The sequence below is a fragment of the Actinoplanes sp. NPDC049118 genome, from assembly GCF_040648555.1.
Lineage (GTDB): Bacteria > Actinomycetota > Actinomycetes > Mycobacteriales > Micromonosporaceae > Actinoplanes.
Window position 1 is genome coordinate 115,137 of sequence record NZ_JBEZDY010000015.1, and the last position, 12,953, is coordinate 128,089.

A 12,953-nucleotide genomic window follows, 5' to 3' on the forward strand; every position below is an offset into this window, starting at 1 on the left:
TCAGGTGATCGCGGCGAACCGCTCCACCTTGGACGTGTTGCCGGAGACGATCAGGATGCAGCCCGGCGGCACGACCGTCTCCGGCCGGGCGTACGTGAAGTCCTCGCCGGGCAGTTTGATGCCGACCACCGTGACGTCCCACTTGGTGCGCAGGCCGGTGTCGGCCAGCGTGCGGCCGATCGCCTCTCTGGGCGCGCGCACCTTCGCGATGGCGAAGCCGTCGTCGAACTCGATGTAGTCCAGCATCCGGCCGGTGATCAGGTGCGCGACCCGCTCGCCCATCTCGGCTTCCGGGTAGACGACGTGCCGCGCGCCCACCGAGGACAGGATCTTGCCGTGCTTGACGTTTGTCGCCTTCGCCCAGATCTCCGGCACGCCCACCTCGGCGAGCGTGAGCACGGTCAGCACGCTGGCCTCGAGGTTCGTGCCGATGCCGACCACCGCGCTGGCGAACTCGTGCACGCCGAGCTGCCGCAGCGTGGCGGTGTCGGTGGCATCCGCCTCGACGACCTGGGTGAGCCGGTCGGACCAGTCCTGCACGATGTGCGGGTCGGTGTCGACGCCGAGGACCTCGTGGCCGAGGTTCACCAGCGACGCGGCGACCTGCCCGCCGAACCTGCCCAGCCCGATGACCACGACGTTGTCGGCGTTCACCGCGAGCTTCTTCTCTGCCTTCTCAGCCAACGAGGGGTCGCTCCTCCGGGTAGCGGTAGAGCCGGCGGCGGGTGTTCAGCGCGATCGCCGTACCAACGGCGATCGTGCCGACGCGGCCGACATACATCAGGATGACGAGCAGCACCTGCGCGGACGGCGGCAGGGTCGGTGTGATGCCGGTGCTGAGCCCGACCGTCGCGAACGCCGAGGTCACCTCGAACAGCGCCTGATCGAGCGGTACGTCGTCGGTCAGCAGGATCAGGCTGATCGTGCCCCAGGCGACCAGGGCCACCCCGAGCAGGGCCACCGTGACCGCCTGCCGCTGCGTCGCCTCGGCGATCCGGCGCTTGCGGACCACCACGTCCGGCTCACCCCGGATCTCGGCCCAGATCACGTACGCCAGCAGCAGGAAGGTGGTGACCTTGATGCCGCCTGCGGTGCTGGCGCTGCCGCCGCCGATGAACATCAGCCCGATCGTGAAGGCGGTGGTCTCGGGGTTCAACCCGCCCAGGTCGATGGTGTTGAAGCCGCCGGACCGGGTCATCACGTCCTGGGTGAACGCCGCGAGTACCTTGGTCGGGGTGTCGAGCGGCCCCAGCGTGGCCGGATTGCTCCACTCGAACGCCAGGAAGACCAGGAACCCGGTGGCGCTCAGCAGCAGCATGCCCCAGACGGTCAGCCGGGTGTGCGTGGACCAGACGCCCGGCGTCCGCCACTCGCGGGCCAGCTCGAACAGCACCGGGAAGCCGATCGACCCGGCCAGCACGCCCAGCGACAGCGGCACACAGATCCACCAGTCGCCGACGAAGCCCACCAGGCTGTCCGGGTACAGCGCGAAGCCGGCGTTGTTGAAGGCCTGCACGGCCAGGAAGACGGCCTCCCAGGCGGCGCGGCCGAACGGATAGTCGTACGCCAGCCAGAACCGCAGCGTGAGCACGACGCTGATGACGGCCTCGGAGGCGAACATGACGATCGCGACCCGGATGAGCACGCCGCCGACGTTGCCGCCGAACAGCCCCGCACTCTCGGCCTGCGCCATCAACCGGCTGCGCAGCCCCAGCCGGCGCGACACGAGCAGGCTGAGCAGCGTCGCCAGCGTCATGATGCCGAAGCCGCCGATCTGCGACAGCACGGTGAGCAGCACCTGGCCGAAGACGGACCAGTAGGTGGGCGTGTCGACCACCGAGAGCCCGGTGACGCAGACGGCGCTGGTCGCGGTGAAGAGCGCGGTCACGAACGGCGTCTGCCCCGGCTCGGCCCGCGCGGCGGGCAGCATCATCAGGATGGTGCCGAATCCGACGGCACCGAGAAAGGCCGCGGGGACGATGCGGGCCGGATGGCGCCACGGTGATCGGCTGCGCACCCGGTACCTCCTCGTCTCGATCTAGATGCATCCTCCCGCAATCACCCCTTAGAGTCGGCGACATGGCGAGGCTTGCGGTGGTCAGTGGGGGCGGCACGGGAATCGGCCGGGCGACGGCGGGGATGCTGGCGGGGGAGGGCTACGACGTCATCATCGTCGGCCGGCGCCCGGACGTGCTGGCCGACGCCGTGAAGTGGATCGGCCCGCAGGCGACGGCGGTGCAGGCCGACCTCGCGGTGCCGGGCCGGACCGACGCCGTGGTCGAGGCCGTCGCCGGCCGCCCGGTGGACGTCGTGATCAACAACGCGGGCGCTTACGTGGGCGGCGACGACTCCACGCCGGAGGGGCTGGCGGCGCGCTGGCGGGCGAACTTCGACTCGAACGTCATCACGGCCGTCCTGCTCACCAGCGCGCTGCTGCCCCTGCTGCGCCGCCCGGGCGGGCGGATCATCCTGACCAGCTCGATCGCGGCGCAGCGCGGTGGCGGCGGCCCGTACTCGGCGGCGAAGGCGGCGCTGCACGGCTACGTGCTCGACCTGGCGACCCGGCTGGGCACCGAGGGCATCACGGCGAACGTGATCTCGCCCGGCTACGTGACGGACAGCGAGTTCTTCGACGGCCGCATGACCGAGGAGGGCCACGCACAGCGGGTCGCGGCGACCCTGGTGAAGCGGGCCGGGGCGCCGGACGACATCGCGGAGGCGGTCCGCTGGCTGGTCGGCACCGGCGGCGGCTTCGTCACGGGCCAGATCATCAACGTGAACGGCGGTTCGGTCCTGGGCCGCTGACGGCACCGGGCGATCCGGTGCCGCCGGTTCGGCGGACGGTGCGCCGGTGTCCGGGCTGGTAGACATGCTGGCGTGGCGGACATGCGGCGGGAAACGGTGAGCGAGGCCGAGCGGCTTGGTGTGCGCGAGTGCGCCGAGGAGGTGCTGCGCCGGCTCGCCGGCGCGGACGCGGTCCTGCGCGAGGATCAGTGGCGGGCCATCGAGGCCCTGGTCGTCGACCGGCGGCGGGTGCTCTGCGTGCAGCGCACCGGCTGGGGCAAGTCGGCGGTCTATTTCGTCGCCACGGCGCTGCTGCGCGACGGCATCACCGCCGAGCCCGGCGATCCGCCCGCCGGCCCGACCGTGATCGTCTCGCCGCTGCTCGCCCTGATGCGCAACCAGGTCGAGGCGGCCGCCCGCGCGGGCATCCGGGCCCGCACGATCAACTCGGCCAACCTCGACGAGTGGGGCGAGATCACCGCCGAGATCCGCAACGGCGAGGTCGACGTCCTGCTGATCAGCCCCGAGCGGCTCAACAACCCCGACTTCCGCGACAACGTGCTGCCCGGGCTGGCCGCCAGCACGGGCCTGCTCGTGGTCGACGAGGCGCACTGCGTCTCCGACTGGGGCCACGACTTCCGCCCGGACTACCGGCGGTTGCGGACGTTCCTGGCCGGGCTGCCGGGCCGCACCCCGGTGCTGGCGACCACGGCGACGGCCAATGCCCGGGTCACCGCCGACGTCGCCGAGCAACTCGGCGACGCGCTGGTCCTGCGCGGCGCGCTCGAGCGCGACTCGCTGCGCCTGGCCGTGCTGGACCTGCCCAACCCCGCGCACCGGCTGGCCTGGCTCGCCGACCACCTCGACCGGTTTCCGGGCTCCGGCATCATCTACACGCTGACGGTCGCCGCCGCGACCGAGACGGCGGAGTTCCTGCGCTCGCGCGGCTTCCCGGTCGCGTCCTACACCGGCCAGGTCGAGGACTCCGCCCGCCGCGCCGCCGAGCAGGACCTGCTGGACAACAAGATCAAGGCGCTGGTGGCCACCTCGGCGCTCGGGATGGGCTTCGACAAGCCGGACCTGGGCTTCGTCGTCCACCTCGGCGCGCCGCCGTCGCCGATCGCGTACTACCAGCAGGTGGGCCGCGCGGGCCGCGCGGTCGAGCACGCCGAGGTCGTGCTCCTGCCCGGCGCCGAGGACGCCGCGATCTGGCGCTACTTCGCGTCGCTGGCCTTCCCGCCGGAGGACCAGGTCCGCGCGGTGCTGGCCGCGCTGCCGCCGGACCGCCCGCTGTCCACGCAGGCGCTCGAGCCCATCGTGGACCTGCGCCGGGCCCGCCTCGAGCTGATGCTGAAGGTTCTCGACGTGGACGGCGCGGTCCGCCGCACCCGCGGCGGCTGGATCGCCACCGGGGAGCCCTGGACCTACGACACGGCCCGGCTGCGCCGCGTCGCGCAGGCCCGCACGGCCGAGCAGCAAACCATGATCGACTACGCGGAGACGGCCGGCTGCCGCATGGAGTTCCTGCGCCGCTGCCTCGACGACCCGGAGGCACGGGCCTGCGGCCGCTGCGACACCTGCGCCGACCCGATGTTCGACGCGGAGGTGTCCCCGGCGTCGCTGACCGCCGCCAAGACGTTCCTGGGCCACGCCGGCGTGGACATCTCCCCGAAGAAGCTCTGGCCGACGGGCCTGGCCGCGGTCGGCGTGCCGGTGAAGGGCAAGATCGGCCCGGCCGAACAGATCCGCCCGGGCCGCGCGGTCGGCCGGCTGTCCGACCTCGGCTGGGGCGGCAGGCTCCGCGACCTGGTCGCGCCGGACGCGCCGGACAACCCGCTCCCGGACGACCTGGCGGCCGCGGTGGTCGAGGTCCTGAAGGCCTGGGCGCACGGCGACGACGGCTGGGAGCAGCGCCCGGCGGCGGTCGTGTCCGTCGGCTCGCACCGGCGCCCGGTGCTGGTGGCGAGCATCGCGGACCACATCGCGAGGGTGGGCAGGCTGCCGATGCTGGGAACGCTGACCTCGACACACGCCGGCGACGCCGGCCCCCGCGGCAACAGCGCGCAGCGGGTCCTGGCCCTGCACGACGCCTTCGCGGTCCCGCCGGAGGTGGTGGAGCCCCTCGCGGGCCTGGCCGGCCCGGTCCTGCTGGTCGACGACCTCTGCGACTCGGGCTGGACGATGGTCCTGGCCGGCCGGGCCCTGCGCCGCGCGGGCGCACCGGGCGTCCTGCCCTTCGCGTTGGCCGTCGCCGGCTGAGGCGTGGGGGTCGAGGTCAGCCCGGGCGGCCGAACCCGTGGATCGGCTGGGTGTCGATGCTGGACACGCGGACGTTCTCGCCGTACTCCGGCGCGTGGATCATCTTGTCGCTTCCGATGTAGACGCCGACGTGGCTGATCGGGCCGTAGAAGAACACCAGATCGCCCGGCCGCAGCTCGGATCTGCTCACGTGCGCCACGGCGCGGTACTGCCGCGCGGCGTTGTGCGGCAGCCCCACGCCCGCCGCGTTCCAGGCCGCCAGCGCCAGCCCCGAGCAGTCGTAGGAGTTCGGCCCGGCGGCGCCCCAGCGGTAGGGCTTGCCGAGCTGGCCGAACGCGAACGCCAGTACCTTGCCCGGGCGCCCCGGCACGAACTCCGGCATCGGGATCCTCTCGTCGGGGCCGAAACGGGAACCGCCGGCGTACGCGATCGCCCGCATCTGCTTGAGGGCCGCGATCTCGCCCTCGACCGTGGCCTGTCCCACGCGTAGCCGCAGCTGCTGGCGGCGCTGCTGGTCCGCGAGCGCGTTGAGCATCTTGCGGGCCTTGTAGACCCTCGTCCTGGCCGCGTGCAGCTCGGTGACCGCCCGCTGCTCCTCGGTGGCGAGCTGGTGCAGCACGAGCAGCTTGTCCACGAACAGGTGCGGCTCGTCGGCCGCGAAGAGCGCGATCGTGGGGCCGCTGCGGGTCCGCTGGTACGTCCGCGACACCAGCCCGCCCATCAGCTTCTGCCGTCGCTCCAGGTCGCGGGTCATCGGGCCGAGCTGACCGCCCAGGTGCTTGGTCTGCATCCTGGTGGCGTGCAGGTCCTCGCGGGAGTCGTTGTACCGCTCCACAAGTACCTCGAGTTGCCGGGCCGCCGCCCCGATCCGTTTGTCCAGTTCGGCGGCCGAGGGGCGGTCGGCTCCGTGCGCGGATTCGGGGGCGAGACCCGCGAGCAGCAGCACCGGGACGAGGGCGACAATGATCTTTCGGGCGGTCAGGGTAAACGACACAGAACCCTTAACGAGACAAAAGGAATAAAAGCCACGCGTGTGGCTCGCCGGATTGAATACGGGTGGGGGGTATGCTTGCGGTCATGACCACCGACCACGAACATCCCGGCCCGCACGGCTACTCGGGCGACAAGGCCGCCCTGCTCGGGCGCCTGCGCCGCATCGAGGGACAGATCCGGGGCCTACAGCGGATGGTCGACGAGGACACCTACTGCATCGACGTCCTCACCCAGATCTCGGCCGCCAAGAGCGCCCTGCAGGCCGTGGCCGTCGGCCTGCTCGAGGACCACCTGGCGCACTGCGTCGTCGACGCCGCGCGGGCCGGCGACCCGACCGCCAAGGTCAAAGAGGCGTCGGACGCGATCGCCCGCCTGGTCCGCTCCTGAGTAACGCCGGGGACGCCGGACCGGCGACCGGCAGGAAGTCGAAGGGAATGCAATGCCAGTCACCACCACATACACCGTGACCGGGATGACCTGCACGCACTGCGTGCAGGCGGTCACCAGCGAGATCACCGAACTTCCCGGCGTGACAAGTGTCCTGGTCGACCTCGGATCCGGCGCCGTCACCGTGACCAGCGAGGCCCCGCTCACCGACGACGCCGTACGCACCGCGGTCGACGAGGCCGGCTACGAGCTCGCCGATGCCTGACACGCTCGAGCAGGCGCCCCCCGAGCCGAGGTCCGCGTCCGCGGGCTTCCGGCTCGCCGCGTTCGGGGCGGTCGTCGTGGTGGTCCTCTTCGCGGGCTACGGCATCGGCCGCCTCAACAACTCCGTCGAGCGGGCGGCGGCCGCACCCGGGGCCACCCCCACGGCCACCGGCGGCGGGCACGGCCACGACCCGGGCGGCGCCACCGCGCCGCACGACGACACCGGCACCGCGCCGCACGTGCACAACGCCGACGGCACGGTCACCGGGGTCGCCGGCGGCGCCGGCTCCGCCGAGAACGTCGGCGGCCTCGCGGTCACCGCCGCCGGCCTCACCCTCGCGCCCGCGAACACCGCGTTCCAGGCCGGGCGGCGGCAGCCGTTCTCGTTCCGGATCGTCGCGGCCGGCGTGCCCGTCACGACGTACGCGGTCGTGCACGACAAGCCGCTGCACCTCGTCGTCGTGCGCCGCGACCTCAGCGGCTACCAGCACCTGCACCCCACGATGGCGGCCGACGGCACCTGGAGCGTCGACCTGCTCCTGGCGGCGCCGGGAAGCTACCGGGCGATCGCCGACCTCACGGCGGTCGTCGGCGGCCGGCCGACCCCGGTCACGCTCGGCGTCGACCTCACGGTCCCCGGCACCTACACCCCGGTCGCGCTCCCCGCGCCCGACACCCGGGCGACCACCGACGGCTTCACCGTCTCGTACGCGGGGCAGCCACAAACGGGCACCGCCCAGCCGCTGCTCATGACGGTGACCGGGCCCGGCGGCGGTCCCGCCGCGCTGGAGCCGTACCTGGGCGCCTTCGGGCACCTGGTCGTGTTCCGCGAGGGCGACGTCGGCTACGTACACGTGCACCCCGAGCCGCGACCCGTCGACGGTGCCGTCAAGTTCTGGCTGGCCGCGCCGGGGCCGGGCCGCTACCGGATGTTCTTCGACTTCCAGGTTGCCGGCCGGGTGCACACCGCGGCGTTCACCGCCGTCGTCAGGTGAGCAGCTTCTCCAGCGCCGGCGTCACGCCCCAACCAGCGGTCAGCGCGTCGTACTCGGCGCGCTGGCCCGGTGCCGGCGCCGCGCCGGTCAGCCTGGCCCGCAGCAGCAGGTTGCGCGGCGTGTGCGCCGAGTCCACGAACTCCACGACGTCGACCTTGTAGCCGCGCAGCCGCAGCAGGGCCGAGCGCAGCGAGTCGGTGAGGACGTCCGCGAAGCGCTCCCGCAGGATCGCGTGGCGGGTGATCTCACCGTACGGCGGCGGGGCGGGGTTGCCCTTGAGCTGCGCGGCGATGTCGTGGTGGCAGCACGGCGCCGCCAGCACCCACCGGGCGCCCCAGTTCACCGCCCGGGCCAGCGCCTGATCCGTCGCGGTGTCGCAGGCGTGCAGGGCGAGTACCAGATCGGGCGCCTCGTCGACGGCGGCGTCCTCGATCGTGCCGGCGACGAACGTCACCGCGTTCCCGCAGCCCAGCCGCTCGGCGACGGCGGAGTTGCGTACCCGCTGGTCCTCGCGCACGTCGACCCCCACGACCTGGACGCGCACGCCGCGGTCCGTCAGGTAGCGGTACGCCGCGAACGTCAGGTACGCGTTTCCGCAGCCCAGGTCGACGACCCTCAGCAGGCCCGGCAGGTCGTCGGGCAGCGTGGCGGCCAGCGCGCGCAGGAACGCGTCGACCTGCCGGCGCTTGGCCGCCGTCCCGCCGACCACCGTGAAGAGCGGGTCGCCGGGATCCAGCAGCCACTGCTTGGCCCGGTCGTGACCCTGGGTGACCGTGGGCTCGACCGTCGCGGCCCGGTGTACCTGCGCGTCGCCCTTCTTGGTTATCCGCACCTGCACGGTGGTCTCGGCCGTCTCCACGTGCCAGTTTCCGAACGGCTCCGCGAGCAGGGCGTCGATCGCCGCCGCCGCCTCGGCGCCGGGCGCGACGTTGCGGGTGTAGGGCCGGGAGCCGTCATCGGTCACGATCTGCAACCGGTTCCCGCCCTTGAGGGCGACCGGCCGGAGCTCGGCCCGGTTGACCGAAGGGGTGAGGCCGCGGCGCTTGCCGGCCGCGACCGCACGCGTGAGGGCGGGGTCGAGCAGCAGGTCACGCACCTCGGCGAGGACGGCATCCAGTGGTTGGGGCATCCCACCATTCTGCCCCGCCGAAATCGATGATCCACAAAGCCGTCCCGTTTGTTAGGCTCACCTAACTAGGCATGGAGGTGCTGCGATGACGTTGGCCGACCCTCCCACGGAGAGGCTCTCCGTCCGGTTGCGCGCCGGCACGCGGACGGACCATGACGCGGCGCAGGGCAGCGGCTTCCTCGACGCCCTGGCCGCCGGCCGCCTGCCGAGGCGGGCGTACGCCGACCTGGCCGCGCAGCACTGGTTCATCTACGAGTCGCTCGAGCAGGCGGCCGCCGTGATGGCGGACGATCCGGTCGCGGGGGACTTCGTCTTCCCCGAACTGACCCGGCTGCCGGCGCTCACGGACGACCTCGAGACCCTGCTCGGCCCGGAGCCGCGGCTCACGCCGCTGCCGGCGACCTCGGAGTACCGTGCCCGGCTGCGCGCGGTTTCGTTCGATCGGCCGTGGGCCTTCATCGCGCACCACTACACCCGCTATCTGGGCGACCTCTCCGGCGGGCAGTACCTGGGTCCGGCGATCGCCAAGGCGTACGGCCTCGACGGCGCGGGCCACAGGTTCTTCGTCTTCGAGGGCGTCTCGCCGACGGCGTTCCGCACCCGTTACCGCGAATTGCTCGACCACGTCGCATTCACGCCGGACGATGAAGAGAATTTCCTCGCCGAGGTGACCGAGGCCTACCGGCTGAACATCGCGGTGCTGCGCGAACTGAAGGAGCGCTGGCAATGACCTTCACCCCGGAGGTGGTGGCGCAGATCGCCCGCCACATGAACGACGACCACGCCGACGACAACGTGCTGATCGTCCGTGGCCTGGGCGGCATAGAGGCCGCGAGCGCGGCCCGGATGTCGGGTATGGACGCCGACGGGATGGACTTCGACGCGACGGTGAACGGCATCGCCGTCCCGGTGCGCATCCCGTTCAGCGAGCACCTGACGGAACGCCGTCAGGTCCGCCTGGAGGCGGTCAGCATGTACCGGCGGGCGTGCGCTGCCCTCGGCCTGGAACCGACTCACTGATCCACCGCCCGGCCACGGGCGTACCGGACGGGTGACCCGCCTGTACGCCCGTAGCGGGGTGTCAGTCCTCGGAACCGCCCGCCGCTTCGGCGGGCGCGCCCTCGCCGCCCTCGCCGCCCTCGGCGGCGCCGCCCGCGGCGCGGCCGCCGCGGCCACCACGCCGGCGGCGACGGCGGGGCCGGCCCGCCGCGTCGCCCTCGCCCGGGCCGCCGTCGGTGTCGTCGCCGGCCGCCGCGTCGGCCGCTTCGGCGGAGATCGCCTCAGAACCGTCCGCGAACAGCGGGGCGGTGGTGGCCTCGTCGGTCGCCGTCAGCGGGTCGCCCGCGCGACGGCGGCGGCGCTGGCGGCGTGGCCCGTCGCCGGCCCCGTCCGTCGTCGCCGGCGCGGCGGCCTCGGCCGGTGCGTCGTCGCGGCGCGGGCCGCGGGAGCGCTCGTTGCGGCCACGGCCGCGGGCCGAGTCACGGCCGCCGTCGCGGCTGCCGCGACGCCGGGTGCCGCCCAGGTCCTCCTCGATCTCGGCCGACAGGCCGACCCTGGTGCGCACCGCGGTCGGCAACGTGCCCGAGACGTCGGTCGGGATGTCCAGGTCGGAGTAGAGCGCCTCGGACGTGTGGTAGGTCTCCGGGGGCTGCGGCATGTTGAGGCTCATCGACTTGTCGATGAGCACCCAGCGCGGCATGTCCTCCCAGTCCACGAAGGTCACCGCGACGCCGGTCGCGCCCGCGCGGCCGGTGCGGCCGATGCGGTGCGTGTAGGTGTCCGGGTCCTCCGGGCAGTCGTAGTTGATGACGTGGGTGACGCCGGAGACGTCGAGGCCGCGGGCGGCCACGTCGGTCGCCACCAGCACGTCGATCTTTCCGGAGCGGAACGCGCGCAGGGCCCGCTCACGCGCGCCCTGTCCCAGGTCGCCGTGCACCGCGGCCACCGCGAACCCGCGGAAGTCGAGGTCCTCCGCGACCCGGTCCGCGGCCCGCTTGGTCCGCGTGAAGATCATGGTCAGGCCGCGCTCGCGGGCCTGCAGGATGCGGGCGACCATCTCCAGCTTGTTCAGCGGGTGGGTGCGGTAGACGACCTGCTTGGTCAGCGGCGACGGGCCGCTCTCGGAGGTGTGGCCCGCGTGGATGGTCACCGGGTGGTGCAGGAAGCGGCGGCTCAGCGCGACGATCGGGTCCGGCATGGTCGCCGAGAAGAGCATCGTCTGGCGCTGCTCGGGGAGCATGGCCAGGATCTTCTCGACGTCCTCGAGGAAGCCGAGGTCGAGCATCCGGTCGGCCTCGTCCAGCACCAGGGCCTTGATCGAGCCGAGCTTCAGGTGCTTCTGCTTCGCCAGGTCGAGCAGGCGGCCGGGGGTGCCGACCAGGATCTCGATGCCCTTCTTCAGGGTCTCGACCTGCGGCTCATACGCGACGCCGCCGTAGATCGGCAGCACGCGCACGCCGCGGGTGCTGCCCGCGGCGGCGAGGTCGCGGGCGACCTGGAGACCGAGCTCGCGGGTCGGTACGACGATGAGGGCCTGCGGCTGGCCGTCGGCGCCCTCGCTGGGCGCGAGCACCCGCTCGAGCAGGGGCAGGCCGAAGCCGAGGGTCTTGCCGGTGCCGGTGGGCGCCTGACCGATCAGGTCGGTGCCGCGCAGGGCGATGGGAAGGGCGTACTCCTGGATCGCGAACGCCCGGGTGATGCCGGCGGCGGCCAGCGCCTCGACGGTCTCGGCGCGGACGCCCAGCTCAGCGAAGGTGGGGCTGTCGGCGCGGACGGGCGCGCGGGTGAGCACCGGGACCAGGGCCGGCTCTGTTTCGTTGTTCTCGATGTCGGTCATGAAGTTCTACGGGTGCCTCTCGTGGTGCGCCCGTCGAAGTCCTGGGGCGCGGTCTGGGTAGGGCGCGGGCCACACGCGAGATGCTCGCGGGCCGCACGCGCGTCGCCGCGGCGACTCGAATTGACGAGCCGACGTCGACGGCGACGAACCGAGTCTACCCGACCGAGAGATTCCGCACCTCAGGGCGAAGGTGACGGTGCTGTATAGAAACGGCAGGGCGCCCCGGAGCGGAGTTCCCTGCCGTTTCGTCGCGCGGTGCTATCGCGTGGTGAAGCCGAACGGCCGCTCGGACTTCTCGGCGATCTCCACGTAGGCCAGCTTGGCGACCGGGACGATCACCTTGCGGCCCTTCTCGTCGGTCAGAGTGAGAACGCTGTCCTTGGCCATCGCCTCGGTCACGGCCTGCTCGACCTCGGCCGGCGTCTGTGCGCTCTCCAGCACCAGCTCGCGCGGGGCGTACTGCACGCCGATCTTGACCTCCACGGGGTCCTCCCTCTCAGATGTCGTCCGCCCTGAAGGCTAGCCGATTTCCCCGGACGTGCCGGGCGTTGACTCACCCTGCAGCGGGAAGCTGGCGATGCCCCGCCACATCAGCGCGGCGACCAGCGCCTCCGCCTCGGGCTTCGGCGTCTGGCGTCCGTTGGCGAGCCAGAACTGCGCCGCCTGGCCGGCCGCGCCGACGAGCCCGGCGGCGAGCAGCTCGGCGTTCGCCCGGCTGAGCCCGGTGTCGGAGACCACCGTGTCGGTGATCGCGGCGATGGAGCCCTGCTCGACGCGTTCGACGCGCTCGCGGACCTGTGGGTCGTTGCGCAGGTCGGACTCGAAGACGAGCCGGAACGCCTCGCTCTCGTGGTCCATGAAGTCGAAGTAGGCCCGGACGGCGCCCTTGACCCGCTCCTTGTTGTCCGGAGTCGCCAGCATCGCGCCGCGCACCTTGGCGATTATCGCGTCGCAGTGGGTGTCCAGCAGGGCCAGGTAGAGATCCAGCTTCCCGGGGAAGTGCTGGTAGAGCACCGGTTTGGAAACGCCGGCCCGCTCGGCGATCTCGTCCATGGCGGCGGCATGGTAGCCCTGTGCCACGAAGATCTGCTGCGCGGCGGCAAGCAGTTGCTTACGGCGTGCAGAGCGCGGCAGGCGCGTGGGGCGCCCCGCCGTCTGTGCCCCGCCGGACGCAGCGGTCATGTGAACCTCCGAGACTTGTTCCCCGCGCCTTGGCGAAGATTGCCCGGTTCGCCGTCTGCCGGTTGCCGGGCGGGCAATTGTCGCGACGCTGCAACTTATCGCCACTGCAACCACACGGTAGCCT

General features: G+C 72.5%; 14 protein-coding genes. 7 read left to right on the forward strand and 7 right to left on the reverse strand.

What is annotated here, in order from left to right; all coding sequences use genetic code 11:
• A complete protein-coding gene (locus AB0B58_RS24350) occupies positions 1 to 684 on the reverse strand; it encodes a TrkA family potassium uptake protein (protein WP_360227690.1) in 684 nt (227 codons plus the stop codon).
• Positions 677 to 1,933, reverse strand: coding sequence for a potassium transporter TrkG (locus tag AB0B58_RS24355; protein WP_360228079.1), 1,257 nt, complete (start codon positions 1,931 to 1,933; stop codon positions 677 to 679). Before AB0B58_RS24355 ends, AB0B58_RS24350 begins: the two co-directional genes overlap by 8 nt.
• A 146-nt stretch (positions 1,934 to 2,079) precedes the next feature.
• On the opposite strand from AB0B58_RS24355, the gene AB0B58_RS24360 reads away from it, so the two are divergent.
• Complete coding sequence (locus tag AB0B58_RS24360; protein ID WP_360227693.1) at positions 2,080 to 2,805, forward strand: SDR family oxidoreductase; 726 nt, start codon at positions 2,080 to 2,082, stop codon at positions 2,803 to 2,805.
• Positions 2,806 to 2,886: 81 nt separating this feature from the next.
• Positions 2,887 to 5,043, forward strand: a complete 2,157-nt coding sequence (locus tag AB0B58_RS24365) for a DEAD/DEAH box helicase (protein ID WP_360228082.1) — start codon at positions 2,887 to 2,889, stop codon at positions 5,041 to 5,043.
• 16 nt (positions 5,044 to 5,059) lie between these two features.
• Here AB0B58_RS24365 and AB0B58_RS24370 read toward each other — a convergent pair whose 3' ends face one another.
• The gene (locus AB0B58_RS24370; RefSeq protein ID WP_360227696.1) at positions 5,060 to 6,037 is read right to left on the reverse strand and encodes a C40 family peptidase; all 978 of its coding nucleotides are present in this window, start codon (positions 6,035 to 6,037) and stop codon (positions 5,060 to 5,062) included.
• 83 nt (positions 6,038 to 6,120) lie between these two features.
• Between AB0B58_RS24370 and AB0B58_RS24375 the strand changes: the two genes are divergently transcribed.
• From AB0B58_RS24375 to AB0B58_RS24385, 3 genes are read left to right on the forward strand one after another with little or no spacing between them, the layout of a single operon-like run.
• The gene (locus AB0B58_RS24375; RefSeq protein ID WP_239087630.1) at positions 6,121 to 6,423 is read left to right on the forward strand and encodes a metal-sensitive transcriptional regulator; all 303 of its coding nucleotides are present in this window, start codon (positions 6,121 to 6,123) and stop codon (positions 6,421 to 6,423) included.
• Positions 6,424 to 6,475: 52 nt separating this feature from the next.
• Positions 6,476 to 6,688 (forward strand): cation transporter, encoded by a 213-nt coding sequence (locus AB0B58_RS24380; RefSeq protein ID WP_360227699.1) that lies wholly within the window; start codon positions 6,476 to 6,478, stop codon positions 6,686 to 6,688.
• Positions 6,681 to 7,682, forward strand: a complete 1,002-nt coding sequence (locus tag AB0B58_RS24385) for a hypothetical protein (protein ID WP_360227702.1) — start codon at positions 6,681 to 6,683, stop codon at positions 7,680 to 7,682. The genes AB0B58_RS24380 and AB0B58_RS24385 overlap by 8 nt, the downstream gene beginning before the upstream one ends.
• Here AB0B58_RS24385 and AB0B58_RS24390 read toward each other — a convergent pair.
• Positions 7,675 to 8,811, reverse strand: coding sequence for an SAM-dependent methyltransferase (locus AB0B58_RS24390; RefSeq protein WP_360227705.1), 1,137 nt, complete (start codon positions 8,809 to 8,811; stop codon positions 7,675 to 7,677). The two genes, AB0B58_RS24385 and AB0B58_RS24390, sit on opposite strands and share 8 nt — an antisense overlap.
• Positions 8,812 to 8,896: 85 nt before the next feature.
• Between AB0B58_RS24390 and AB0B58_RS24395 the strand changes: the two genes are divergently transcribed.
• Positions 8,897 to 9,541 carry a biliverdin-producing heme oxygenase gene (locus tag AB0B58_RS24395; RefSeq protein ID WP_360227708.1) on the forward strand — a complete coding sequence of 215 codons (645 nt, stop codon included), beginning with the start codon at positions 8,897 to 8,899 and terminating at the stop codon, positions 9,539 to 9,541.
• Positions 9,538 to 9,831 (forward strand): DUF2470 domain-containing protein, encoded by a 294-nt coding sequence (locus tag AB0B58_RS24400; protein WP_360227711.1) that lies wholly within the window; start codon positions 9,538 to 9,540, stop codon positions 9,829 to 9,831. The genes AB0B58_RS24395 and AB0B58_RS24400 overlap by 4 nt, the downstream gene beginning before the upstream one ends.
• Before the next feature lie 61 nt (positions 9,832 to 9,892).
• Here AB0B58_RS24400 and AB0B58_RS24405 read toward each other — a convergent pair whose 3' ends face one another.
• The 3 genes from AB0B58_RS24405 to AB0B58_RS24415 all read right to left on the reverse strand — a co-directional run bounded on the left by AB0B58_RS24405 (position 9,893) and on the right by AB0B58_RS24415 (position 12,829).
• Complete coding sequence (locus AB0B58_RS24405; protein ID WP_360227714.1) at positions 9,893 to 11,647, reverse strand: DEAD/DEAH box helicase; 1,755 nt, start codon at positions 11,645 to 11,647, stop codon at positions 9,893 to 9,895.
• 258 nt (positions 11,648 to 11,905) lie between these two features.
• Positions 11,906 to 12,130 (reverse strand): DUF3107 domain-containing protein, encoded by a 225-nt coding sequence (locus AB0B58_RS24410; RefSeq protein WP_360227717.1) that lies wholly within the window; start codon positions 12,128 to 12,130, stop codon positions 11,906 to 11,908.
• A 36-nt stretch (positions 12,131 to 12,166) separates the two neighbouring features.
• The gene (locus AB0B58_RS24415) at positions 12,167 to 12,829 is read right to left on the reverse strand and encodes a TetR/AcrR family transcriptional regulator (protein ID WP_360227720.1); all 663 of its coding nucleotides are present in this window, start codon (positions 12,827 to 12,829) and stop codon (positions 12,167 to 12,169) included.
• Between the last annotated feature and the right edge of the window lie 124 nt (positions 12,830 to 12,953).

Coding starts and splice junctions, on each gene's coding strand:
- AB0B58_RS24355 (WP_360228079.1), bottom strand. CDS start 1,933: ATGATGCTGCCCGCCGCGCGGGCCGAGCCGGGGCAGACGCCGTTCGTG.
- AB0B58_RS24360 (WP_360227693.1), top strand. CDS start 2,080: ATGGCGAGGCTTGCGGTGGTCAGTGGGGGCGGCACGGGAATCGGCCGG.
- AB0B58_RS24365 (WP_360228082.1), top strand. CDS start 2,887: ATGCGGCGGGAAACGGTGAGCGAGGCCGAGCGGCTTGGTGTGCGCGAG.
- AB0B58_RS24375 (WP_239087630.1), top strand. CDS start 6,121: ATGACCACCGACCACGAACATCCCGGCCCGCACGGCTACTCGGGCGAC.
- AB0B58_RS24380 (WP_360227699.1), top strand. CDS start 6,476: ATGCCAGTCACCACCACATACACCGTGACCGGGATGACCTGCACGCAC.
- AB0B58_RS24385 (WP_360227702.1), top strand. CDS start 6,681: ATGCCTGACACGCTCGAGCAGGCGCCCCCCGAGCCGAGGTCCGCGTCC.
- AB0B58_RS24390 (WP_360227705.1), bottom strand. CDS start 8,811: ATGCCCCAACCACTGGATGCCGTCCTCGCCGAGGTGCGTGACCTGCTG.
- AB0B58_RS24395 (WP_360227708.1), top strand. CDS start 8,897: ATGACGTTGGCCGACCCTCCCACGGAGAGGCTCTCCGTCCGGTTGCGC.
- AB0B58_RS24400 (WP_360227711.1), top strand. CDS start 9,538: ATGACCTTCACCCCGGAGGTGGTGGCGCAGATCGCCCGCCACATGAAC.
- AB0B58_RS24405 (WP_360227714.1), bottom strand. CDS start 11,647: ATGACCGACATCGAGAACAACGAAACAGAGCCGGCCCTGGTCCCGGTG.
- AB0B58_RS24415 (WP_360227720.1), bottom strand. CDS start 12,829: ATGACCGCTGCGTCCGGCGGGGCACAGACGGCGGGGCGCCCCACGCGC.